Origin of the sequence: Tepidiforma thermophila (assembly GCF_002563855.1) — a bacterium.
GTDB classification, from domain to species: domain Bacteria; phylum Chloroflexota; class Dehalococcoidia; order Tepidiformales; family Tepidiformaceae; genus Tepidiforma; species Tepidiforma thermophila.
Genome location: NZ_PDJQ01000001.1, coordinates 644510 through 664842 on the forward strand (window position 1 = coordinate 644510; position 20333 = coordinate 664842).

22 protein-coding genes and 1 tRNA gene are annotated in these 20333 nt (G+C 71.2%); 9 read left to right on the forward strand and 14 right to left on the reverse strand.

What is annotated here, in order from left to right:
- Nucleotide 1 precedes the first annotated feature (1 nt).
- Entirely contained in the window at nucleotides 2-658 is a 657-nt protein-coding gene (locus A9A59_RS03060) for an arsenate-mycothiol transferase ArsC (RefSeq protein WP_098502879.1), read from the forward strand.
- A 12-nt stretch (nucleotides 659-670) separates the two neighbouring features.
- On the opposite strand, the gene A9A59_RS03065 is transcribed toward A9A59_RS03060, so the two are convergent.
- The 3 genes from A9A59_RS03065 to A9A59_RS03075 form a co-directional block, all read right to left on the reverse strand.
- Nucleotides 671-1423, reverse strand: coding sequence for a 3-hydroxyacyl-CoA dehydrogenase family protein (locus tag A9A59_RS03065; protein WP_098502880.1), 753 nt, complete (start codon nucleotides 1421-1423; stop codon nucleotides 671-673).
- Nucleotides 1424-1528: 105 nt separating this feature from the next.
- Nucleotides 1529-2380: an ABC transporter permease gene (locus tag A9A59_RS03070; protein ID WP_098502881.1), complete on the reverse strand. Its 852-nt coding sequence runs from the start codon at nucleotides 2378-2380 to the stop codon at nucleotides 1529-1531.
- A complete protein-coding gene (locus tag A9A59_RS03075) occupies nucleotides 2377-3294 on the reverse strand; it encodes an ABC transporter ATP-binding protein (protein ID WP_098502882.1) in 918 nt (305 codons plus the stop codon). The genes A9A59_RS03070 and A9A59_RS03075 overlap by 4 nt, the downstream gene beginning before the upstream one ends.
- Before the next feature lie 115 nt (nucleotides 3295-3409).
- Between A9A59_RS03075 and A9A59_RS03080 the strand changes: the two genes are divergently transcribed.
- Nucleotides 3410-4435, forward strand: a complete 1026-nt coding sequence (locus A9A59_RS03080; protein ID WP_098502883.1) for a CE1 family esterase — start codon at nucleotides 3410-3412, stop codon at nucleotides 4433-4435.
- A 10-nt stretch (nucleotides 4436-4445) separates the two neighbouring features.
- Here the strand turns inward: A9A59_RS03080 and A9A59_RS03085 are convergent, their stop codons facing one another.
- The 6 genes from A9A59_RS03085 to A9A59_RS03110 all read right to left on the reverse strand — a co-directional run bounded on the left by A9A59_RS03085 (nucleotide 4446) and on the right by A9A59_RS03110 (nucleotide 8502).
- Complete coding sequence (locus A9A59_RS03085) at nucleotides 4446-5231, reverse strand: HpcH/HpaI aldolase family protein (RefSeq protein ID WP_098502884.1); 786 nt, start codon at nucleotides 5229-5231, stop codon at nucleotides 4446-4448.
- An 11-nt stretch (nucleotides 5232-5242) separates the two neighbouring features.
- Entirely contained in the window at nucleotides 5243-6220 is a 978-nt protein-coding gene (locus A9A59_RS03090; protein ID WP_098502885.1) for a 2-hydroxyacid dehydrogenase, read from the reverse strand.
- 46 nt (nucleotides 6221-6266) lie between these two features.
- Nucleotides 6267-7166: a DUF4352 domain-containing protein gene (locus A9A59_RS03095; RefSeq protein ID WP_098502886.1), complete on the reverse strand. Its 900-nt coding sequence runs from the start codon at nucleotides 7164-7166 to the stop codon at nucleotides 6267-6269.
- Nucleotides 7167-7267: 101 nt separating this feature from the next.
- Nucleotides 7268-7552: a hypothetical protein gene (locus tag A9A59_RS03100; RefSeq protein ID WP_098502887.1), complete on the reverse strand. Its 285-nt coding sequence runs from the start codon at nucleotides 7550-7552 to the stop codon at nucleotides 7268-7270.
- Complete coding sequence (locus A9A59_RS03105) at nucleotides 7530-8399, reverse strand: hypothetical protein (protein ID WP_133117491.1); 870 nt, start codon at nucleotides 8397-8399, stop codon at nucleotides 7530-7532. The genes A9A59_RS03100 and A9A59_RS03105 overlap by 23 nt, the downstream gene beginning before the upstream one ends.
- 26 nt (nucleotides 8400-8425) lie before the next feature.
- Nucleotides 8426-8502: transfer RNA gene (locus A9A59_RS03110), tRNA-Pro, on the reverse strand.
- 85 nt (nucleotides 8503-8587) lie between these two features.
- Between A9A59_RS03110 and A9A59_RS03115 the strand changes: the two genes are divergently transcribed.
- Together A9A59_RS03115 and A9A59_RS03120 are read left to right on the forward strand one after the other, a co-directional pair.
- A complete protein-coding gene (locus A9A59_RS03115) occupies nucleotides 8588-9070 on the forward strand; it encodes an NUDIX hydrolase (RefSeq protein ID WP_098502889.1) in 483 nt (160 codons plus the stop codon).
- Nucleotides 9071-9110: 40 nt separating this feature from the next.
- Nucleotides 9111-9977 carry a universal stress protein gene (locus tag A9A59_RS03120; RefSeq protein WP_098502890.1) on the forward strand — a complete coding sequence of 289 codons (867 nt, stop codon included), beginning with the start codon at nucleotides 9111-9113 and terminating at the stop codon, nucleotides 9975-9977.
- 12 nt (nucleotides 9978-9989) lie between these two features.
- Here A9A59_RS03120 and A9A59_RS03125 read toward each other — a convergent pair whose 3' ends face one another.
- Both A9A59_RS03125 and A9A59_RS03130 read right to left on the reverse strand, forming a co-directional pair.
- Complete coding sequence (locus tag A9A59_RS03125) at nucleotides 9990-10571, reverse strand: YfcE family phosphodiesterase (RefSeq protein ID WP_098502891.1); 582 nt, start codon at nucleotides 10569-10571, stop codon at nucleotides 9990-9992.
- Between the two features lie 31 nt (nucleotides 10572-10602).
- Nucleotides 10603-13095, reverse strand: coding sequence for a PAS domain S-box protein (locus tag A9A59_RS03130; protein ID WP_165772465.1), 2493 nt, complete (start codon nucleotides 13093-13095; stop codon nucleotides 10603-10605).
- Nucleotides 13096-13267: 172 nt separating this feature from the next.
- Between A9A59_RS03130 and A9A59_RS13665 the strand changes: the two genes are divergently transcribed.
- From A9A59_RS13665 to A9A59_RS03160, 4 genes are all read left to right on the forward strand, one after another.
- Nucleotides 13268-14611 carry a CCA tRNA nucleotidyltransferase gene (locus A9A59_RS13665; RefSeq protein ID WP_133117492.1) on the forward strand — a complete coding sequence of 448 codons (1344 nt, stop codon included), beginning with the start codon at nucleotides 13268-13270 and terminating at the stop codon, nucleotides 14609-14611.
- Nucleotides 14612-14649: 38 nt separating this feature from the next.
- Nucleotides 14650-14952, forward strand: a complete 303-nt coding sequence (locus tag A9A59_RS03150; RefSeq protein WP_098502893.1) for a type II toxin-antitoxin system HicB family antitoxin — start codon at nucleotides 14650-14652, stop codon at nucleotides 14950-14952.
- Nucleotides 14949-15179 carry a type II toxin-antitoxin system HicA family toxin gene (locus tag A9A59_RS03155; RefSeq protein WP_098502894.1) on the forward strand — a complete coding sequence of 77 codons (231 nt, stop codon included), beginning with the start codon at nucleotides 14949-14951 and terminating at the stop codon, nucleotides 15177-15179. Before A9A59_RS03150 ends, A9A59_RS03155 begins: the two co-directional genes overlap by 4 nt.
- A 66-nt stretch (nucleotides 15180-15245) precedes the next feature.
- The gene (locus A9A59_RS03160) at nucleotides 15246-16670 is read left to right on the forward strand and encodes a flavin monoamine oxidase family protein (protein ID WP_098502895.1); all 1425 of its coding nucleotides are present in this window, start codon (nucleotides 15246-15248) and stop codon (nucleotides 16668-16670) included.
- Here the strand turns inward: A9A59_RS03160 and A9A59_RS03165 are convergent.
- The 3 genes from A9A59_RS03165 to A9A59_RS03175 form a co-directional block, all read right to left on the reverse strand.
- Nucleotides 16667-17152, reverse strand: coding sequence for a hypothetical protein (locus tag A9A59_RS03165; protein ID WP_098502896.1), 486 nt, complete (start codon nucleotides 17150-17152; stop codon nucleotides 16667-16669). The genes A9A59_RS03160 and A9A59_RS03165 overlap by 4 nt on opposite strands.
- Nucleotides 17153-17324: 172 nt before the next feature.
- Entirely contained in the window at nucleotides 17325-17663 is a 339-nt protein-coding gene (locus A9A59_RS03170; protein ID WP_098502897.1) for a P-II family nitrogen regulator, read from the reverse strand.
- Between the two features lie 78 nt (nucleotides 17664-17741).
- Nucleotides 17742-19172 (reverse strand): ammonium transporter, encoded by a 1431-nt coding sequence (locus A9A59_RS03175; RefSeq protein WP_098502898.1) that lies wholly within the window; start codon nucleotides 19170-19172, stop codon nucleotides 17742-17744.
- A gap of 359 nt (nucleotides 19173-19531) precedes the next feature.
- Between A9A59_RS03175 and A9A59_RS03180 the strand changes: the two genes are divergently transcribed.
- Nucleotides 19532-20332 (forward strand): electron transfer flavoprotein subunit beta/FixA family protein, encoded by an 801-nt coding sequence (locus tag A9A59_RS03180; protein ID WP_165772466.1) that lies wholly within the window; start codon nucleotides 19532-19534, stop codon nucleotides 20330-20332.
- Nucleotide 20333: the final 1 nt, after the last annotated feature.

Consider the following 20333-nt stretch of genomic DNA (forward strand, 5'->3'; position numbering starts at 1 on the left):
CATGGCCGCACTCCAGCTGACCCCCGCCGAAGAGGGTGAACTCCGCGCCCGCGTCCGCCGCGAAGCCGAAGCCCTCGCCCGCGAGTTCGCCGGGATCTTCTCCCCCGAAACGGTCGAGCGGTACGTCACCGAATCGTTCGATGCCATCCGGGGGCGCGCCCGCCTGCTCGATTTCGTGCCCGTCTTCGTCCACCGCTACAGCCGCGAGCGGCTCCGCGCCCTCGCCCAGGCCGAGGGGCTGATCGCCAAGGACCGGCCCGAAGTCCTCTACGTCTGCGTCCACAACGCCGGCCGCTCGCAGATTGCCGCCGCGCTCACCGCGCGGCTCAGCGGCGGCGCCGTCAGCGTCCGCTCCGCCGGCTCCGACCCGGCCGACGAAATCAACCCCGCCGTCGTCGAGGTCCTCGCCGAGCGCGGCATCGACCTCTCCGAGGAGTTCCCCAAGCCGCTCAGCGACGAAGTCGTCCGCGCGGCCGATGTCGTCATCACCATGGGCTGCGGCGACGCCTGCCCCATCTACCCCGGCAAGCGCTACATGGACTGGGAGGTGCCCGACCCGGCCGGCCAGCCCCGCGAGGTCGTCGAGGCCATCGTCGAAGACATCGAGCAGCGGGTCCGCAAGCTCCTCGCGGAGCTGGGCGTCGCCGCCGCGCAGTAGCCTTCGGCCCGGCTACCACTCCCTGCCGATGCCGCCCCGGCCGCCGAAAAAGCCGGACGGCCAGTTCCGGCCGGTGATCATCGCTTTGTCGACGTCCTCTTTCGTCGCGATGCCCGCCTCCACGATGGCGCGGGCCTCGCGCGCAGCCGCGGCGAACACCCGGTTCAGGATGAACCCGTAGGTCCCCGGCGTGTCCTTCACCATCGAGACCTCCTTCCCGGCCGCCTCCGCCAGCCGCCGCACTGTCGCGATCACCTCCTCGCTGTTCTGCGGCGTCCACACCACCTCGCACATCCGCATCACGCTCACCGGGTTGGAGAAGTGCATGCCGATGAACCGCTCCTTGCGCGCCTCCGAAACGTCCCGCGCGACGTCCTGGATGCAGAAGCCGCTCGTGTTGGTCGCGAAGATCGCTTCCGGCTTCACCAGACCGTCGAGCTCCTGGAAGACGCGCTGCTTCAGCTCCAGGTTCTCCGGGATCGCCTCGATGATGATGTCGCAGTCCGCCAGCGGCGCGAGCTCCGTCGTGTAGGCGATGCGAGCCATCGCCGCGACCGCGTCGTCGAACCCGAGCTTGCCGCGCTCCACGGCCCGCTTGAGGCCCCACTTGCCGTCTTCGATGGCGGAGCGCGTTTTCGCGATCGCCTCGTCGCTGATATCGCGCACCACCACGTCGTAGCCGGCGGCCGCGAACACCTGGGCGATGCCGCCGCCCATCACGCCGCCGCCGAGGCAGCCCACCTTCCGCACGTCTTCGAACTTCATCGCGCCCGCACCTCCGTCCGGGCACCGTGCGCCCGGGAGAATTCTGTGCCGTGCACGCTACACGAGGCGCCCATCGCGGTGAAGCGCCTCGCGGCCTCTTACCCCCTACCCCCGCGAACGGTCCCAGCGGAACGCCAGCCGCGCCAGCAGGCCCGCACCGACGAACCACGCCGCCAGCACCGCCAGGACCCGCTCAATCTCCCAGCTGCCGCCGTAATCCACCGCCGCCACCCACTCCGGCAGGAACACGTAGCGGAAACCCTGCGCCATCCACTTCAGCGGAAAAACGCTCGCGACCGCCTGCAGCCACCCCGGAACCGATGAGTACTGGATGAACACGCCGCTGATGAACTGGAGAACGAGGTACGGCGGCTGCACCACCGCCGGAGCCGCCGTCGAACTCCGGATTAGCCGCGTGTACGCAATCCCGAGCAGGCTGCACGAGCCCACGCCGAGGAACAGCACCGCTGCGAACACCGCCCACCGCCCCGCGTCCCGCGGCGGCGATACCCCGTAGAAGGTCATACCGATCGCCAGGATGATCGCGACCATCAGCACCGCCGTCGTGATCGCCAGCCCCACCTTGCCGATGAAGTACGCCGTGCGCGGCAGCGGCGTCGCCGAAAGCCGCCGCAGCAGGCCGTCGTGCTGCTCGATCGCGATGCCGATCGCCAGCCCCGCGAAGCCGGCGCTCATCACCCCTGCGGCGATCATCCCCGGTACGAAGTACTGCGCGAACGGCACCGTCCCCCGCCCGGGCGGCCCCGGCAGGTCGCCAGAAAACACTGTCGAGAACACCACCACGAACAGGACCGGCAGCAGGAACGTGAAGAAGACCTGGTCGGTTGAGCGGAAGAAGCCGACCAGCTCAATCCCGACCCGGCTCGCCCCGAGGCGCGCCAGCCGGGCCGGCGAGTTCGGCGCGAAGGTGCGCGGTCCGGGTGTCCGCCCGCTCATCCCGCCGACTCGCCATTGCCGCCGTGTTCCCGGACCAGCCGCAGGTAGATGTCCTCCAGCGTCGGCCGGCGCACCTCAAGCCCCGGCACCTCCCCGCAGCCCTGCGCCTCCGCCCACCGCGCGAGCGCGACGACGACGGCCGTCGGCTCCGGCGTCAGCAGCTCCAGGCGGCCATCGGCGTGGGCTTCCCAGTCGCCCGGCGGCGGCGGAAGCCCGGGGGGCGGGTCGATCGTGACGCGCGCCAGCTCCCGCTCCCGGCCGCCGATCGTATGCGGCGGGCCGAGCTCCACGATTCGGCCCCGCACGATGATCCCCACCCGGTCGGCCAGCTCCTCCGCTTCGTCGAGGTAGTGGGTCGTGAGCAGGACGGTTCGGCCGCGGGCGGCGAACTCCTTGATGACCGCCCAGGCCTGCCGCCGGCCCTCAGGGTCCAGACCCGTCGTCGGCTCGTCGAGGAAGAGCAGCTCCGGGTCCCCGATCAGCCCGAGCGCCAGGTCAGCCCGCCGTTTCTGGCCGCCTGAGAGCTTCCCAATCCGGGTATTCCGCTTCTCCTCCAGGCCGACCATCGCAATCGCTGTGTCCGGGTCGAGCGGGTCCGGGTAGAACCCGGCGAAGTGGCGCAGCAGTTCCCGCGGGGTGAGGGCATCGAAATACCCCGCCGACTGAAAGACGACGCCGACCCGCACCCGCCACGCGAGCCCGCCCGCCTCCGGGTCCGTGCCGAGCACCCGCACCTCCCCCGCCGTCCGCCGCCGGAACCCTTCGAGAATCTCGACGAATGTCGTCTTGCCCGCCCCATTCGGGCCGAGCAGGGCGAACACCTCCCCGGCCGGCACCTCCAGCGACACGCCCGCGACCGCCTCCAGCGCTCCGTACCGCTTTACGACATCGCGGGCTTCGATTGCGGCGGACATCGCGGACAGATTCTAGAGCGGACATTAACAACCCCGGGGCGCAGCATGGAGAGCACCCGTGTTGCACGCGTGTGCCCCCTGCTGCATCGCGCCATTCCGCCGTACTATCTGGCACATGGCTCGCCGCGCCCGCCTCCTGGCCTTCCTCGCCCTGCTGCTCGTGGCGCTCGGCATCTCCCTCGGCGCCTGCACCGGCGCCGACGAGCCGGCCGCACCCGCACGCTCGCCCACCGAGGCCCCGGCCGCACCCACGCCCGCGCCGTCCCCCTCCCCAAACCCTGCGCCCGCCCTCCGCGGCACCCCGGGCTGCCGCCAGCCCCTGCCCGCCGACCTCAAGGCGGGCGAGACGGTCTCCCGCACTCTCCAGTCCGCCGGGCGCACCCGCACCTACCTCGTCTACCTCCCGCCCTCGGCCGGCCCGGCGGCCGAGCCGATGCCGCTCGTCCTCAACTTCCACGGGCTCGGCAGCACCGGCGCCCAGCAGCACATCTACGGCGGCTGGGTGCCCATCGCCCAGCGCGAAGGCTTCGTCGTCGCCAGCCCCAACGGCGTCCAGAACTCCTGGCTCATCGCCGCCGGTCTCGATGACATCCAGTTCGTCTACGACCTTGTCGCCGCGCTCGGCAACGAACTCTGCCTCGACCCCGCCCGCGTCTACGCCACCGGCATGTCGAACGGCGGCTTCATGTCGACCACCCTGGCCTGCCGCGCGCAGGACCTCATCGCGGCGGTCGCCCCGGTGGCCGGCGAATCCGCCCCGGCCGCCGGCTGCGGCGAACGCCCGGTGCCCATGGTCCTCTTCCACGGCACCGACGATACGGTCGTGCCCTACCAGGCCGGGACCATCAACGCCGGCGCCGTTTCGGGGACGCCCTTCCCCGGTGTGGCCGCCGTGCTCGACGCCTGGGCGAAGCACAACGGCTGCAGCGATGCCCCGCCGGCGGAGACCCGCATCGCCGCCGACGTCGTGAAAGTCGAGTACCAGGGCTGCCGGGCGCCCGTGGTGCACTACCGGGTCGAAGGGGGCGGCCACACCTGGCCCGGCGCGGTGCCGGTCCCGCGGCTCGGCGCCACGACCACCTCCATCAGCGCCAGCGACATCGCCTGGGAGTTCTTCAAGGCGCACCCGAGGACGCCCTAGTTCCGCGGCCTCAGCCGTAGACGGAGCGTCCCCCGCCCCCGGCGCTCCCGCGCGCCTGGCGGAGGTCGGCTGCCGCCTGGGCCGCGAGCGCCCCCGCATCGCCGCACACGGTGATCATCTGGAAGCCCGCCGCCGCGTGTTTCGCCGCCAGTGCCGCGTTCGCGTGGATGCCCGCGACGATGCCGCGCTCCCGGCAGGCGGCCGCAATCCGCAGCCGGGCCGCTTCGAAGGCGCCCTCGTTGTCCATCCGCGGCGGCAGCCCGAGCGTGATGCTCAGGTCGGCCGGCCCCACGTAGACCGCATCGATGCCCGGCACCGCGAGGATCTCTTCCAGCCGCTCGAGCGCCTGCTGCGTCTCGATCATCGGGATGCAGGCCACTTCCCGGTTCGCCCCGGCGAAGTAGTCCGCCCCGGCGTAGTAGGCCGCGCGCGTCGGGCCGAAGCTCCGGTACCCCTCCGGGTAGTAGCGGCAGGCGCCCACCGCCTGGCGGGCCTCCTCCGGGCTGTTCACCAGCGGGATGATGACGCCCATCGCACCGGCATCGAGCACCTTGCCGATGATCCCCGGCTCGTTCCAGGGCACCCGCACGAAGGGCACCGTCTCCGTCCCGCCGATGACCTGCAGCATCGCCACCGCTGCCTGGTAATCAACTACGCCGTGCTGCATATCGATGCACAGCCAGTCGAACCCCTGGTGGGCCATGATTTCGGCCGTAAACGTGTTCGCAATTGAAAGCCAGCCCCCGAAGGTGACCTCGCCCCGGGCCCAGCGCTCCTTCACCGTGTTCGTCCGCATCCCGGCTCCTTTCAGCGGCTTGCCGCCCGCTCCAGCACCGACGGATTGACGCACGACGGCGGCGTCCGCCCCGTCAGCACGGCCACCAGGTTCCGGACGGCCATGTCCCGCATCGCCGCCCGCGTCTCCACCGTCGCCGAGCCCACGTGCGGCAGCACGATGACGTTCTCCATCGCGAGCAGCGGTTCGTCCGGCGCGGGCGGCTCCGGGTCGAGCACATCGAGCGCGGCCCCGGCGATCGTCCCGTCGCGCAGCGCGGCCGCCAGGGCCTGCTGGTCGACCACCTGCCCCCGCGAGGTGTTGATGAGCCACGCCGTCGGCTTCATCAGCGCCAGCTCTCGCGCGCCGATGAGGTGGTGCGTCGACGGGTCAAGGTTCACGTGGAGCGTCACCACGTCGGAGAGTTCCAGCAGCTCCTCGAGCGGAACCGGGCGGCAGTCCTCCAGCCCTTCGACCGGCTCGTTGACGAGGTCGTGGTAGACCACTTCCATCCCGAACGCCTGCGCGCGCAGGGCCACGGCCTGTCCGATCCGCCCGAAACCGATGATGCCGAGGGTCTTGCCGGCCGGGTCCCACCCCAGCGGCGGCGGCGGTTCGCGCCGGCTCCAGCCGCCCGCCCGCACATACGCAGCGTTCGCGAACAGCCGCCGGGCGATCGCCAGGATGAGCGCCATCGTCAGGTCGGCCACCGCGCCGCTCAGCACCCCCGGGGTGTTGCAGACGGCGATGCCGCGGGCCGTGGCCGCCTCGAGGTCGACGTTGTTGTAGCCCACGCCGAAGTTCGAAATCACCCGCAGCCGCGGCGCACGGTCGAGCGTCTCCGCCGGCAGCGGGAAGAGCGCGCTGCAGAGGATCCCCTCCGCCCGCGGCAGCGCCTCGGCGATCGCCGCCGGGTCGCTGCCCGTCACGATCGGCGTCACCGAGCGGCGCAGGTCTTCGAGCAGCCCGGCGGGCAGGTCGATGGCGATGATGGCCGGCGGCTTCGACATCGGGGCAAGGCTACTCCGGCCGCATGAACGCTGCCACCCCCGCTCGCTACTTCCGGGTCAGGTCGGCGACCAGCGTCTCCGGCTTCGGGAAGTCGAGGTCTGCGTAGACCGCCACCAGCTTCGCGTCCTTCGGCACATCAAAGGTCACCCAACCGCGGATCGTCCGCCCCTGGGCGAGGTCGGTCATCTTCAGCGCCGGCTCGCGGCCGAAGAACGCCGGGTCGTAGGTGTAGCCCTTCTCGTCCTGGACCGTGAAGTCGAAGGTCGCGACCGACACGCTCCCCTTCGCCGCCTCGATGCTGACCTCGATGGCGACGAGCCGGCGGCCCGGTTCGACCACGGCGTCCGGTGCGCGCGCGGGGTCCTCAACCGCGTGGACCGTGACCCGCGCCTTGCCGGCCTCGACGGTCTCACCGAGCTTCGGCCCCGACCCGGGCGGCGGAACGGTCGGCGCGGGCCCGCTGTCGCCGAAATCGTCGCCGCTGCCGCCGGCGAGCCCCGAGCAATCGGCTGCGACCCAGCGGCCGTCCTCCCACTTCCAGGGTTCGAACTCGCCGGCGCCGACAAAGTCCTCGAACCCCTCGGCGGCCTTCGGCGCCTCGATCGTGACCGAGACCTCCGCGCCGTCCTTCGTGAAGTTGCGGACCTCGACGCCGGCGACCTTGAAGTCCTTCAGCTTCACGCCCGCGAGCTGCTCGATGAACACGACGCCGAGGCGGGTGGTCGATTCGAACTCCTTGAAGTCCACCTGGTCGCGGCACTCCTTCGCGTAGGAGTCGTACCATTTCCGGTAGTCGCCCTTGAACAGGCCTTCCGCAGCCTCCCGGACGGCCCGTTTGAGGCCTTCTTCCGTCCGGGCCTGCCCGTCACCGCCGCCGCAGGCGGCAGCGAACAGGATGACGGCGGCACCGAGGGCGAGTGCGGCGAGGGCGCGAAACCGGGGCATGGCGGGCTCCCCCTGGGAAATCAGGGCCGCAGCATATCACCTGTTCGGTGATTCGGCGGATAACAGCCGCCCCGGGGAACCGACGATGCAGAGACGGAGGCTTACCCGCCCGCCGTGGCAGCAGCGACAACCCGGTCGCCGAGCCCCATGCTTGCCGCCACACGAACTGCCAAAGCCTGGTGGTCTGGCAGACCGAGGAGGATGACGCGCTCGTACCGCTCGAGCAGCCCCACATACAGCTCTGCGAGGAACGACGGGCTTGCGACAATCTCGTCGAGCGCCACGCTGATTTCTGGGGCGTCGTCTTCCGGCAGCTCCTCAAGAATCTGCCGCGCCCGCCACCTGGTCGCGAACGTTCGGCCACTATCTTTCAGGCGCAGCTCCATGGCCCACCTCGGTATCGAGCAATGGTACAGGAAAATAGGCACTGGCAACCGTAAACGGGAGGTGGGCGAACGGGCTGGCCTGCATCCGGGAATTAGACAGGCTCACGAGCCCGCCCCCGGAAGCGATGTCGAGTGTGGCGCCGGGGATGGCTCCAATCGCCAGGGCAACGTGGTGCAGCCCGTACCCGCGGTACGGCTCCGCGCGTGACGTGATCCCCTCCTCGAAGGCCCGCGCAATGCATTCCTCGGGCGGCAGGTCACCGAGCACGGGCCGCAGGTTGGCTGCGAAGCCCGGGCCGAAGTCCGCAACTGCAAGGTGTACCCCCGGCGTGCCGCTGGTCCGCCCGGTGTGGGTCTGGAGGACGGCGTAGCAGTCGGAGCCGTGGTCGCGTGCGTTCCCGGACAGCTCCGATGCTACGGTGAAAATCGGTTCGATGAGGCTTGCCAGCCCTGCCGCGCGCAGCACCCCCTCCAGGCGGATGCCCATCTCCTCGAGTTCGGCAAAGTCGGTGATGCGCATCACCGGCACGTGGTGATGGATCCGGTAGGCGGCGGGCGCCCGCGCCCCGGGAGCAACACTCCAGCCGTTCACGACCAGCTCGTCGTACATTCCGATTCGGTCGAAGTAGGCAAGGACGGCCGGATCGCGCGGCAGCCGGACGGCAGCGCGGCGACCGGCTCGTTGCGCCCCCAGGCATTGGGCGAGCAGCGCCACAACGCCCGCCGGCGCAACCCACTTCACCTCGTGGAGGTCAATCTCAAGCTCGTCCGCCCGGCTGTCCGCGCCCAGAAATGCCAGGTCGGCGACCGTCCGCAGCTCTCCCGGGGCCACGAGAGGCCCGCTCATCGACTCGCCCCGCGGAAAAACAAAACTGGTCGGGGTGACAGGATTTGAACCTGTGGCCTCTGCGACCCGAACGCAGCGCTCTTCCAGGCTGAGCTACACCCCGCGCCTGCCCCCGAGCATACCAGCCAGCCCGCACAGGCGCGAGCGCGCACCCGTCCCCTAACCGCCGCCCGGCGTACCCTGTTGCCATGGATACCCTCCAGCCGCGGCTCGCCGCCCGCGCTGTCATCCTCGATGACCGCGGGCGCACCCTCCTCTTCCGCATCCACGCCCCGGGCGACCCCACCCGCGTCTTCTGGATCACCCCGGGCGGCGGCCTCGAACCCGGCGAAACCGAACTCGATGCCCTCCGCCGCGAACTCTTCGAAGAAACCGGCCTCCAGTCCTGCGACATCGGCCCCTGCGTCTGGGTCCGCGACCAGTCCTTCCGCTGGGGCGAGCGGCTCATCCGCCAGCGCGAGGCGTACTACCTCGTCCGCTGCCCCGCCTTCGAGGTCGATACCTCCCGCCACCTCGCTGAGGAGCGCGCCTTCCTCCAGCGGTACCGCTGGTTCACTCCCGAGGAGCTCGCCGGCTGGCCGGAGCGCCTCGTCCCGGCCAACTTCGCCGACCTCTTCGCGGCCCTCGCCCGCGGCGACCTCCCCCGCGAGCCGGTGCAGCTCGGCCGCTGAGCCCGCGCCCCGTCGCCCGGCCTCCCCTACAATCGCCGCGATGAACATCCTCGTTACCACCGACGGCTCCGAGCGCTCCGCCTGCATCCTCCCCCACGCCGCCGCCCTCGCCCGCGCGGTCGGTGCCCGGCTCCATCTCGCCCGCGTGCTCGATCCCCGCTCCGATGCGGCCGGCGTCGTCGCCGGGCGGCTCGCCGAGGCCGTCTCCGGCGTGCGAACCCGCTGGGAAGCCGAGCTCCGCACCCTCCTCGCGGACCATGGGATCGAGGGCGAGCCGCTCGTCATCGAGCGGCGCTGGGGCGAGGATGTCCCCGCAGCCATCCACCGCGCCGCCGATGAGCTCGGCGCTGTCCTGGTCGCCATGGCCTCCCGCGGGACCGGCGCCATCCGCCACGCCGTCTTCGGCAGCGTCACCATGGGCGTCCTCGGCCGGGCCGACCTGCCCGTCATGACACTCTCAGGCTGCCCGCCCGTCATGCCGCACGCAGGTCCCTACCACCTTCTGGTCACCACCGACGGCTCGCCCGATGCCCGCAGCGTCTTCCCCGCGCTCGCGCCCCTGCTCCTTCCCGGACGTGTCAGGGTCACCCTCGTCGAAGTTGTGGTCATGCGCGCCCTCGAAACCGAGCCCGAGGCGAAGGCGCGTGCCCTCCCCGGGCTCGAAGCCCTCCGCCCGCGCATCCCGGCCGGCGTGGAGGTCGCCTGCCACCTGCCGGTCGTGCCGCCGGGCGCGGGCATCGATACCGCCATCATCGAGGCCGCGAAGGAGCTCGGCGCCGACGCCATCGCCAGCGCCACCCACGGCCACAGCGCCCGGCGCCACCTCATCGCCGGGAGCACGGCGCTCGGCGTCGCCCGCCGCTCGCCGGTGCCGGTCATCCTCGTCAAAAGCGCCCCGGTCGATTGACCCCGGCCCCGGCTACCACGGCCGCTTCCAGCGGTTCCAGTTGAACGGCTCGATACCGTCGTCGGTAATCTGCCAGATGGTGGCCTCCGCCTTCCCGCCGCTGATTTCGAGGAAGCCGATGGTGCCGTACTGCGTTTCGAGGTTGTGCGGGTAGGTGGGCGAGCCCGGGTTCACGCAGAGGATGCCGTTGATCGTGTTGATTGCCTCCACGTGGGTATCGCCGTAGACCAGCACGTCGAGATCCGTCGTGCCGAAGTACCGCTTCAGCGCCCGCTCCAGCGTCAGGTGGGGCGGGTATTCCGGGATGGGCACATCGTGCACCAGCCCGACCTTCAGCCCCTCGAGCTCGAGCAGCCACGCCTCCCGCAGCCGCGGGTGGTCGGGCTGGACCGGCCGGCCGCCCGAGCCGTCCTCGCCGTTGCCGCGCGCTGCGTACGTCGGCGCGATGTCGTGCAGCTGGTCGATGACCACGAGGTCGTGGATGTCGCCCGCGTGGAGGATGCAGTCGACCCCGCGGAAGGCGTCGAACACCTGCGGCCAGAGCTCGTGGCGGGCTTCGGGAATGTGGGTATCGGAGATGAGACCGATGCGCATGGCCGAACTGTAGCAGCCCGCCGCCCGGCGTTCAGCGTGCGTCGCCTTCGGCCAAAACGGGCAGGAGCAGCCGGAAGATGCTCCCCCGGCCGGGCGTGCTCTCGGCCGAGAGCCACCCCCCGTGGGCCCGGGCGATGGCAAGCGCCGTCGGCAGGCCCAGCCCGGAGCCCCGCCCGACCGGCTTCGTCGTGAAGAACGGGTCGAAGATCTTCTCGAGCACCTCGGGCGGCATCCCGGTGCCGGTGTCGCGCACGGCGATGACGTGGTAGCGGCCGCGGGGCAGCTCGGGCGGCGCCCACCGGCGGCGGCTGCCCAGCTCCGCGGTGGTGCGGGTTACCGTGATCGTCCCGCCCTCCGGCATCGCATCCCGCGCGTTGACGAAGAGGTTGACGAGGACCTGCTCCAGCGCGCTCGCCGACCCCTTCACCCGCGCCTTCCCGGGGCCGCCCCGGATGACCAGCTTCACCTGGGGCTCCACCATCGGCCTGGCGAGCGCCGCCGACTCCGCAATCAGCTCGTCGAGGTCGACGACCTCGTCCTGCGCGATATCGGGCCGGCCGAAGGCGAGCAGCCGCCGTACGAGCCCTGCCCCGCGCTCGGCCGCGTGGGCCGCATCGTCGATCAGCTCGCGGAGGGCGGGGTCGGCCGGCGCGGCCTGCCGCAGCAGGTAGAGATTGCCGAGCACGGCGGTGAGCAGGTTGTTGAAATCGTGGGCCACGCCCCCGGCCAGCACGCCGAGGCTTTCCAGCTTCTGCGCCTGCCGGACGAGCAGCTCGAGCCGCTCCCGCTCGAGCTCGGCCTCCTTCCGGCGGGTGATGTTCAGGAAGCTGCCGACGGCCCGGAGCGGCCGCCCATTCGGGGCCCGCTCGATGATCCGCCCCCGGGTGAGGTACCAGCCGTAGCCGCCCCCGGGCAGGAGGTAGCGGTGCTCGACGTCGATCGCGCTGGCCTCCGCCCGCAGGTGCGCTTCGAAGGCGGCGACGACCGCGCGCCGGTCATCCGGGTGGACCCGCTCGAGCCAGTGGGGGAGCCCCGGCTGGGGCGGTGCCCCTTCGGAGTTGCCGGCGAAGGCGACCATCTCGTCGCGGGCGACGTCCCACTCCCACAGCGTGATCTCCGAGCGCTCCAGTGCGGCCGCGAGCCGCCGTTCCGCTGCGAGGCGCTGCTCCTCGGCGCGCAGCGCTTCGATGAGTGTCGCGCAGGTGGCAAGGAACGGCCGCAGGAAGGCGACATCCGCGTCGCTGTATCCCCCCGGCCGGTTCGCGACACCGACCATGCCGACCACCTCGCCGCGGCTCACGATCGGCAGGCCGAGGTAGCTGGTCAGCCGCGGATGCCCCGGCGGAGTCCCGTGGGCGCGCGGGTCCGAGCCCGGGTCGTTGCTGATGACGGGCTCCCCTGTCCGGAGCGTAACCCCGAAGAGCGTGTCGAGGTTCTCAAAGACGAGGTCCGGCGGTGCCGCCTCGGCCAGCCTCGCCCGGTCGGCGGGGTCCTCCGGGTAGGTCAGCGCAATAGCCCGCAGCTTCGGCGCCCCTCCCGGCTCGGCCATCGTCTCGCCGATGAATCCGTACTCGCTCTCCGTCAGGTCCAGCAGTGCGGCGAGGAGCCCCTCGAAGACAGCCTGGTGGTCCCCCGAGGCGATGAACTCTGCCTGCGCCCGCGAAATCGCCCCCAGCAGCCGGTTCGTCCGCTCCAGCTCTTCGGTCATCCGCAGCCGCTCAGTGATCTCCCGTGCGATGCCGCCGATGGCCATCACCTGCCCGGCTTCATCCCGCACCGGGAAGAGCGACAGCTCAACGTCGATGATACGGCCGTCGCGTGCCCGCCGCCGCGTCGTGACCTGCACGTGTTCACCCCGCTTCACCCGCTCCGTCAGCTCGCGGACCTCGTCCTCCCGCCCGGGCGGGGCCAGCACGTCCGCAGTCCGGCCGATCATCTCGGCGGCCGTCCAGCCGTACAGCGCCTCCGCGCCGCGGTTCCAGCTCAGGATCCGCCCTTCCAGGTCGCGGCTCACGATCGCGTCACCGGCCGACTCCACGATCGCCGCCAGCCGGGCGTGCTCGCGCTCCGCAGCCACCCGTGCGCTGATGTCGCGGAAGAGGAACCGCACCCCGGTCGGCACACCCCGGGCATCGACGATGTACGAACCCTGCGCCTCGATCGGGAAGCGCGAACCGTCCTTCCGGATCGCCGTGAACCGGTGCACCTGCTGGCCCGGGCGCCGCTCATACGGCAGCCCCTTGTGCACCGTGCCGGCGAAGTCCTCCTCGCCCGCCCGGAGCGCGCGCCGCCAGCTCTCCTCGTCGACCACCTGGTAGCCGTACAGCCCGGCCAGCACATCCTCCACCGTGTACCCCAGCAGCACCTCGGCCAGCCGGTTCATCGAGGTCACCCGGGCCGAAGGGAGCTCGAACTCGATGAGCGCCTCGGGCAGGTGGTAGCGGAACTGCTCGTATTCAGCCGAGAGCTCAAGGTACCGCTGCACAAGAAGCTCGGGTGTCTCGAGGTCAGCCGGGTTCGTCACGCAGGGCCTGCCCGGGCTCGTGGTCGTCCCCCCGCCGGCGCGCCGGAGCCCTGTGGCGGCCAGCAGCCATAGCGTACCGCCCCGGGCTCGCCCCTCGCACTCAGGGTTTTCCCGCAGTCCCGCGACGGCCACGGGTTCGACACCCGCGCGCCGCCGGCCAGACAATCCCGCCATGACCATCACCCACGAGGCGCTGCGCGAGGCCTTCCGCGCCCGCGGCCGCCAGCTCTGGCTCGTCGGCGGCGCCCTCCGCGACCGCCTCCTCGGCATCCCGTCGAAGGATATCGACTACGCCACCGACGCCCTCCCCGACGAAATCGAGGAGATCGCCCGCTCCCTCGGCGCGAAGGTGAGCACCGTCGGCAAGCGGTTCGGCACCATCGGCGTCCTCGTCGAGGACACGTGGGTCGAAATCACCACCTTCCGCGGCGACAGCTACGCCGGCGGCAGCCGCTGGCCCGAGGTCACCTTCGGCCGCACCATCGAAGAGGACCTCGCCCGGCGCGACTTCACCATTACCGCCTTCGCCGAAAACGCCCACACCGGCGAGTGGCTCGACCTCTTCGGCGGCGAGGCCGACCTCCGCGCAGGCATCATCCGCGCCGTCGGCGACCCGGCCACCCGCTTCCGCGAAGACCCCCTCCGCATCCTGCGCGGCGTCCGCTTCGTCAGCCAGCTCGGCTTCCGGCTCGACCCGGCCACTGCCGCCGGGATGCGCGAAACCGCCCACCTCATCGCCACCCTCTCGCAGGAGCGCGTTACCGCCGAGCTCGACAAGCTCCTGCAGGGGCGGGCCCCGGCGGCCGGCCTCGAGGCCCTCCGCGAGGTCGGCGCTCTTCCCCACGCCCTCCCCGAGCTGGCCGCCATGCCCGGCTGCGAGCAGAACCGCTTCCACAGGTTCGATGTCTGGGGCCACACGCTCGCGACCGTCGAGGCGATCGCCGCCACGCCGGAGACGCTCCGCCTGCGCCGCTGGGCAGCGCTCCTCCACGACATCGGCAAGCCTGCCGTCCGCCACCGGAAGCCGAACGGCGAATGGGGCTTTTACCGCCACGAGGTCGTCGGCGCCGAGCTCGCCGCTGCCCTCCTCGAGCGGCTTCGCCTCGGCCGGGCGGAAAGCCACGTCGTCGTCCTCCTCGTCCGCCGCCACATGGACCGCCCCGACCCGGCCGACCGCCGCGCCGTCCGCCGCTTCATGGCGAAGCTCGGCGGCCACTGGCGCGACCTCCTCGCGCTCAAGCGCGCCGACAACGCCAGCCACACCTACGACGACACCGCCTACCACGACGCCCTCGAGGCGGCCTGCCTCCGCGCCGAGCAGGAGGAGGCCGAAGCAATCCGCGCCGAAAGCCCGCTCTCCGGCGACGAGCTGGTCCGGATGTTCGACCGCCCCCCGGGGCCGTGGGTCGGGGTGATCAAGCGGCAGCTCGGCGCCATGGTGCTCGACGGCGAACTCGCTCCCGGCGATAAGGAGGCCGCCGCCCGCATCGCCCGCCGCCTCATGGGCCGCGATTGACCATCCCCGGCCGCCCGCGCCTGTGGTAGCCTGCGGCCATGGCCGCCCGGTACACCGGAGTCCTCGCCCGCGACGCCGAGGGGTGGTACACCGCTACCTGCCCGGCGATGCCCGGCGCCGTCGCCGAGGCCGCGAGCCGCGACGAGGCCATCGATGGACTGCTACGCGCGCTCGCGGCATGGCTCGATGCGGCCGCCCGCCGCGGGGAGCGCCCGCGCGATGAGACGCCCGAACTTGTGGCCGATGCGGTTGCCGGAGCGCTCCGCGACCTTGCCGCGGAAGGCGCCCCGCTGGTGGTCGAAACCATCGCACTCAGCCTGCCCGCGGCGCAGGTTGCGTGAGCCGCCTGGCCGGGTTCTCCGCGCGCGAGGTCGGCCGGGTTGCCGAGCGGCTCGGCTGGCAGCTCGAACGGCAATCCGGGTCGCACCTGGTGTACGTTCCGCCCTCGCAGGGGCTCCCCATCCTCGTTGTGCCCAACCACCGCGAACTGCGTCCCGGCACGGTCCGTGCCCTGATCCGCGCCATGGGAATCGACGTCGACACCTTCCTGCAGATCGCCGGGCGGTGAAGCCGCCTCATGGGCCGCGATTGACCATCCCCGGCCGCCCGCGCCTGTGGTAGCCTGCCGGCCGCAATGACCGTCACGCCCGAACGCCTCCGCGAACTCGCCGCCGACCCGCAGCCCGCCCCCGCCGGCCGCGAGCACATCCTCGTCCTCGGCGCCGGGATGGCCGGCCTCGCCGCGGCCTTCGAGCTCCGCCGCCGCGGCTTCACCGTCACCATCCTCGAAGCCCAGCCCCGTGTCGGCGGCCGCATCCAGACCTTCCGCGAACCGTTCTCCGACGGCCTCTCCGGCGAAGCCGGCGCCATGCGCATCCCCCGCGCCCACGACCTCGTTCTCCACTACGTCGAGCGGTTCCGCCTCCCGACGGTCCCCTTCGTCATGGAGAATCCCCGCACGTACGTCGCCTTTAACGGCGAACGGGTCCGCCGCGGCGACTTCGATTCTGCGCAGCACGCCGGCGACTTCGAACTCCAGCCCGGCGAAACCGACCTCCCGATCGGCACCCGCTGGGAGCGGGAGATCGCCCCCCTGCTCGCAACCATCCGCGAGCACGGCGACCTCGGCTGGGAGGAGGTCGCCAGCCGGTACGACCACTACTCCCTCTCCGAATTCCTCGAATCCCGCGGCTGGTCGCAGGGCGCCATCGAGCTCTGGGGGCTCCTCACCCACATGGAGCCGTTCATGAACAGCGCCTTCCTCGAAGTGCTTCGCGAAGAGGCCGGGCACTGGTTCACCGATGTCGTCACCATCCCCGGCGGCATGGACCGCCTGCCCCGCGCCTTCCTCGCCGAACTCGGCGACGCCATCCGCTACGGCATGCGCGTCATCGCGATCCACCAGTCGCTCGAAGGCGTGCAGGTCCGCTGCCGAACCGTCGCCGGCGAACACACCTTCACGGCCGACCGCGCGATCATCACCATCCCCTTCTCCCTCCTCCGCCACATCGAAATCACCCCCGCCCTCAGCCGCGGCAAGCAGCGCGCCATCCGCACCCTCTACTACGATGCGGCCACGAAGATCTTCTTCCAGTGCCGGCGCCGCTTCTGGGAGGAGGACGAGGGCATCAGCGGCGGCGGCTCCGTCACCGACCTCCCGATCCGCACCATCTACTACCCCGCCGGCGGCGAGCCCGGCGGCCGCGGCATCCTCCTCGCCAGCTACACGTGGGCCGAAGACGCCCGCCGCTGGGGCACGCTCAGCCCCGAGGAGCGCCTCGCCCAGGCGATCGAAAACGTCGAAGTCATCCACCCCGCGGTCCGGCAGGAGTTCGAACTCGGAGCCAGCAAGGTCTGGCACCAGGACGAGTTCGCGGGCGGCGCTTACGCCCTCTTCGAGCCGGGCCAGCAAACCCACCTCTACCGCCACATCATCGCCCCGGAGGGCCGGCTGCACATCGCCGGCGAACACGCCTCCCTCGCCCACGGCTGGATCCAGGGCGCCGTCGAATCCGGCCTCCGCTGCGTCGCCGAAATCCTGGACCGGGCTGCGGGCTAGCCCGCCCCCTCGCTCCCCTCCGACCGCGCCCGCTCGTACGCCCCCAGCAGCGAGAGGAGCAGGTCCTCCAGCCGCGCCCGCGTCCACTGGCCGTTCCGCCGCTCCGGCCCGGCTGCCGCGGTTGAGCCGCGCGGCCCCCCGGTGCTCATCGTCACCGCGATGTGCCAGCGCGTGCCGCCGACCCGCCGCCGCTCCACCAGGGCGAAGGTCAGCGTATGGTCCTGCGCCACGCGCACCGTGAAGGCGGCCGCCTCCGCATCGTCGGCCGGCAGCCGGCTCACCTCGACGGCGAGCCCCGGGCCGTACACCGCGCGGATGTCGGCCGCGGCCTCCACCGCCCACCCGTGGAGCGTCCGCAGGAGCGCCAGCTGCGACGCCCGGTCGTGCGCCCCCGCAATGCGGCGCAGCGCGCGCCGCTCCGCCCAGGCATCGCGCAGCTGTTCAACCCGCCTGCGGAACGGCTCGAGGGTCAGCGCCGGCACCGTCCCGCCTCCACCTCCCGGCATCGCATCTGGGCCTGCATCGTCCCGATTCTGAACGCCCGGCATTTCGTCCGCTTTGCGCCGACGTTACGGACGCATTTCCTTGCGGCGCAGCACAACGGCCGGGCACTGCATGTGCCCGGCCGCTGCCGCTGCCTGCCCGCGCCGCCGGCTAAACCGCTGCGGGGCCCCGTTCGTTCGTCCGGACGCGGATCACATCGAGCACGTCCGAAATGAAGATCTTCCCGTCGCCGATTTCGCCGGTGCGCGCGTTCTCCACAATCGCATTGACGACCTTCTGGAGGTCCTGGTCGTTGACCACGATCAGGATCCACGCCTTCGACAGGTACTCGACCTTGTACTCGCGCCCGCGCCACTGTTCCGTGATGCCGCGCTGCTTGCCATGCCCCTTCACCTCGGCCACCGTCATGCCGCCGTAGCCGAGCTCTTCGAGCGCCTCGCGGACGAAGGGGAGCCGGGAGGGCCGGATGATCGCGTCGATGCGCTTCATTGCAGTTGCCTTCCTCTCTCGATGGTCCGCGGAGCCGGGGCCCGGCCCCGCGGTGAGTCTAGCTGATCGCCGTGCAGCCTAGGCGCCCGGGCTGAAGACGCCGGGGCCCGTCGGCCCGAAGTCCGGATAGGAGTCGAGCCCGTGCTCGAGCAGGTCGAGCCCCTTCTCTTCCTCCTCCTGCGGTACACGGAGGCCGATCGTGTACTTGATGGCGGTAAAGAGGATGAAGGCCGTCACCACCACCCAGCCGATGATCGCGGCCGCGCCGACCAGCTGGGCAGCCAGCTGATCGAAGCCGCCGCCGAGCAGGAGCCCGTACTTCGAGGGGTCGCTGTAGCCGGCCTGCTCCAGCCCGCCCTCGCTCGAGAAGAGGCCGACCGCGATCACGCCCCAGAGCCCGGCGGCGCCGTGCACCGGGAACGCGCCCACCGGGTCGTCGATCCGGACGACATCGAGCAGGAGCACCGCGCCGTACATCACGGCCGAGGCCACCGCGCCGATGACGACCGCCGCCCACGGGTCCACCGTCGCGCACGGCGCCGTGATGCCGACCAGTCCCGCGAGGATCCCGTTGATGGTGAGACCGGGGTCGTACCGCGTGGTCAGAATCTTCGAGTAAATCACCGCTGCAACGCCGCCGGCAGCCGCCGAGAGCGTCGTATTGACCGCAACCTTCGCCGCCAGGGCCGCGCCGCCGCCCGTCAGCGCGAGCGTCGAACCCGGGTTGAAGCCGTACCAGCCGAACCAGAGGATGAACATGCCGAGCGTGGCGATGCCGATGTTATGGCCCGGGATGGCGTTCACCTGCTTGCCGGGGCCGAACTTCCCCAGCCGCGGCCCGAGCAGCGCCGCACCGACGACGCCGGCCCAGCCGCCGACCATGTGCACCACGCCCGAACCGGCGAAGTCGATGTAGCCGCTGGCAAGGAACGGATCCTCGTTGAAGGCCGACATCCAGCCGTTCACGTCCCAGGCCCAGTGGACCACCACCGGGTAGATGAAGCCCGTAATGACCACCGTGTAGGCGAGGTAGGCGCTGAACTTCAGCCGCTCGGCAAGACAGCCGGCCACGATCGTGGCCGCCGCCGCCGCGAAGGCGAACTGGAAGAACCAGCCCGCAAACCCCTCGTACGTGTCGTAGAAAAAGTCGCCCCAGCCGATGAACCCGTTCGCCGAGTCCGAGGCGCCGTAGGCGATGCCGTAGCCGACGGCCCAGAAGAGGAGGCCGCCGACGCAGGCGTCGATCATGTTCTTCATCAGGATGTTCGCCGTGTTCTTGGAGCGGACGAACCCGCCCGTCAGCATGGCGAAGCCTGCCTGCATGAAGAACACCAGGAACCCCGCGACGAGGAGCCACGTCGTATCGAGCGCGGCGAGCAGGTCGGCGACGTTCTCCTCGGTCGTTGGTTCCTGGGCTGCGGCAGCAGAAATCGCCGCCATAGCCAGGATGGCGCCGCCCAGCACAGCGAGCGGCCGGTGCAGTGTGCGCAGCCAGGTGCGCCGTTTCATGCGCGTGAACCCCCGTGACGTTCCGGTGCCCCGCGGCACCTGCGGATTGCCAGCGTGCGGCGGCCGGGGCCCCGCGGACGCCCCCGCTGGATGGCCGTAACGGTAGGAAGGCGCGGTTTCTCGCCGATTTCGACGCCGTTTCGAACCTGTTTCCGGGTCATGACGTTGATGTTTCACGGCCCGCGCCGCCGGCGCCCCCGCCCGGCCCCGCTGGCCGGGCGGCCAGCATTGGTGCGATATTTCACAATCTCGTCACGTGTGGTACATTGCTCGGGGTTTGCCCCAATTCACTGCAGGAATCGCCCCGGCCCGCATCCCCGCACGAGGACCGGCAACGCGCAGGAGGCAAGGAACGCCGCGTGAACATCGTCGTTTGTGTCAAGCAAATCCCCGATCCCGAGACCCCGGCCGCGTCCTTCAAGGTCGATGAGGTTGCCAAGAAGGTCATCCCGGCCCAGGGCATCGCCCCGGTCGTCAACCCGTACGACCCGCAGGCGACCGAGGCCGCCCTCCGCCTGAAGGAGGCCGCCGGCACCGGCAAGGTCACCGTCATCAGCCTCGGCCCCGAGTCTGCCCGCGACGCCATCAAGCACGCCCTCGCCATGGGCGCCGATGAAGGCGTCCTCATCACCGGCCCCGAGTTCGAGGACATCGACAACTTCCAGACGGCGAAGGCCCTCGCCGCTGCCATCCAGAAGCTCGGCGGCGCCGACCTCGTCCTCACCGGCCGCGCCGCCGCCGACTGGGACATGGGCGTCGTCCCGCTCGGCATCGCCCAGGCCCTCGGCGTCCCCTGCGTCACCGTCGCCAAGGCGATCGAAAAGAACGGCGCCGGCCTCAAGGTGGAGCGCGTCCTCGAAGACGGCTTCCAGACGGTCGAAACGCCGCTCCCCGCCGTCGTCTCCGTCTCGAACGAGTTCGGCGAGCCCCGCTACCCGCAGCTCCGCCAGATCATGCTCGCCGCCAAGAAGACCGTGCAGGTCTGGGGTGCGAACGACCTCGGCATCGCCGGCGACATGGGCAAGGAGAACCGCCGGCTCGTCCTCGAAGCCCTCTACGTCCCGAAGGTCGAGAGCAACGTCGAGATCATCGAAGGCGAAACGCCCGAAGAGAAGGCCCGCAACCTCGCCCAGAAGCTCCGGGCCGCGAAGCTGATCTAAG

Bases quoted from the DNA above. Each gene is read 5' to 3' on its own strand.
- A9A59_RS03060 (WP_098502879.1), top strand. From the start codon at position 2: ATGGCCGCACTCCAGCTGACCCCCGCCGAAGAGGGTGAACTCCGCGCC.
- A9A59_RS03065 (WP_098502880.1), bottom strand. From the start codon at position 1,423: ATGAAGTTCGAAGACGTGCGGAAGGTGGGCTGCCTCGGCGGCGGCGTG.
- A9A59_RS03070 (WP_098502881.1), bottom strand. From the start codon at position 2,380: ATGAGCGGGCGGACACCCGGACCGCGCACCTTCGCGCCGAACTCGCCG.
- A9A59_RS03075 (WP_098502882.1), bottom strand. From the start codon at position 3,294: ATGTCCGCCGCAATCGAAGCCCGCGATGTCGTAAAGCGGTACGGAGCG.
- A9A59_RS03080 (WP_098502883.1), top strand. From the start codon at position 3,410: ATGGCTCGCCGCGCCCGCCTCCTGGCCTTCCTCGCCCTGCTGCTCGTG.
- A9A59_RS03085 (WP_098502884.1), bottom strand. From the start codon at position 5,231: ATGCGGACGAACACGGTGAAGGAGCGCTGGGCCCGGGGCGAGGTCACC.
- A9A59_RS03090 (WP_098502885.1), bottom strand. From the start codon at position 6,220: ATGTCGAAGCCGCCGGCCATCATCGCCATCGACCTGCCCGCCGGGCTG.
- A9A59_RS03095 (WP_098502886.1), bottom strand. From the start codon at position 7,166: ATGCCCCGGTTTCGCGCCCTCGCCGCACTCGCCCTCGGTGCCGCCGTC.
- A9A59_RS03100 (WP_098502887.1), bottom strand. From the start codon at position 7,552: ATGGAGCTGCGCCTGAAAGATAGTGGCCGAACGTTCGCGACCAGGTGG.
- A9A59_RS03105 (WP_133117491.1), bottom strand. From the start codon at position 8,399: ATGAGCGGGCCTCTCGTGGCCCCGGGAGAGCTGCGGACGGTCGCCGAC.
- A9A59_RS03115 (WP_098502889.1), top strand. From the start codon at position 8,588: ATGGATACCCTCCAGCCGCGGCTCGCCGCCCGCGCTGTCATCCTCGAT.
- A9A59_RS03120 (WP_098502890.1), top strand. From the start codon at position 9,111: ATGAACATCCTCGTTACCACCGACGGCTCCGAGCGCTCCGCCTGCATC.
- A9A59_RS03125 (WP_098502891.1), bottom strand. From the start codon at position 10,571: ATGCGCATCGGTCTCATCTCCGATACCCACATTCCCGAAGCCCGCCAC.
- A9A59_RS13665 (WP_133117492.1), top strand. From the start codon at position 13,268: ATGACCATCACCCACGAGGCGCTGCGCGAGGCCTTCCGCGCCCGCGGC.
- A9A59_RS03150 (WP_098502893.1), top strand. From the start codon at position 14,650: ATGGCCGCCCGGTACACCGGAGTCCTCGCCCGCGACGCCGAGGGGTGG.
- A9A59_RS03160 (WP_098502895.1), top strand. From the start codon at position 15,246: ATGACCGTCACGCCCGAACGCCTCCGCGAACTCGCCGCCGACCCGCAG.
- A9A59_RS03170 (WP_098502897.1), bottom strand. From the start codon at position 17,663: ATGAAGCGCATCGACGCGATCATCCGGCCCTCCCGGCTCCCCTTCGTC.
- A9A59_RS03175 (WP_098502898.1), bottom strand. From the start codon at position 19,172: ATGAAACGGCGCACCTGGCTGCGCACACTGCACCGGCCGCTCGCTGTG.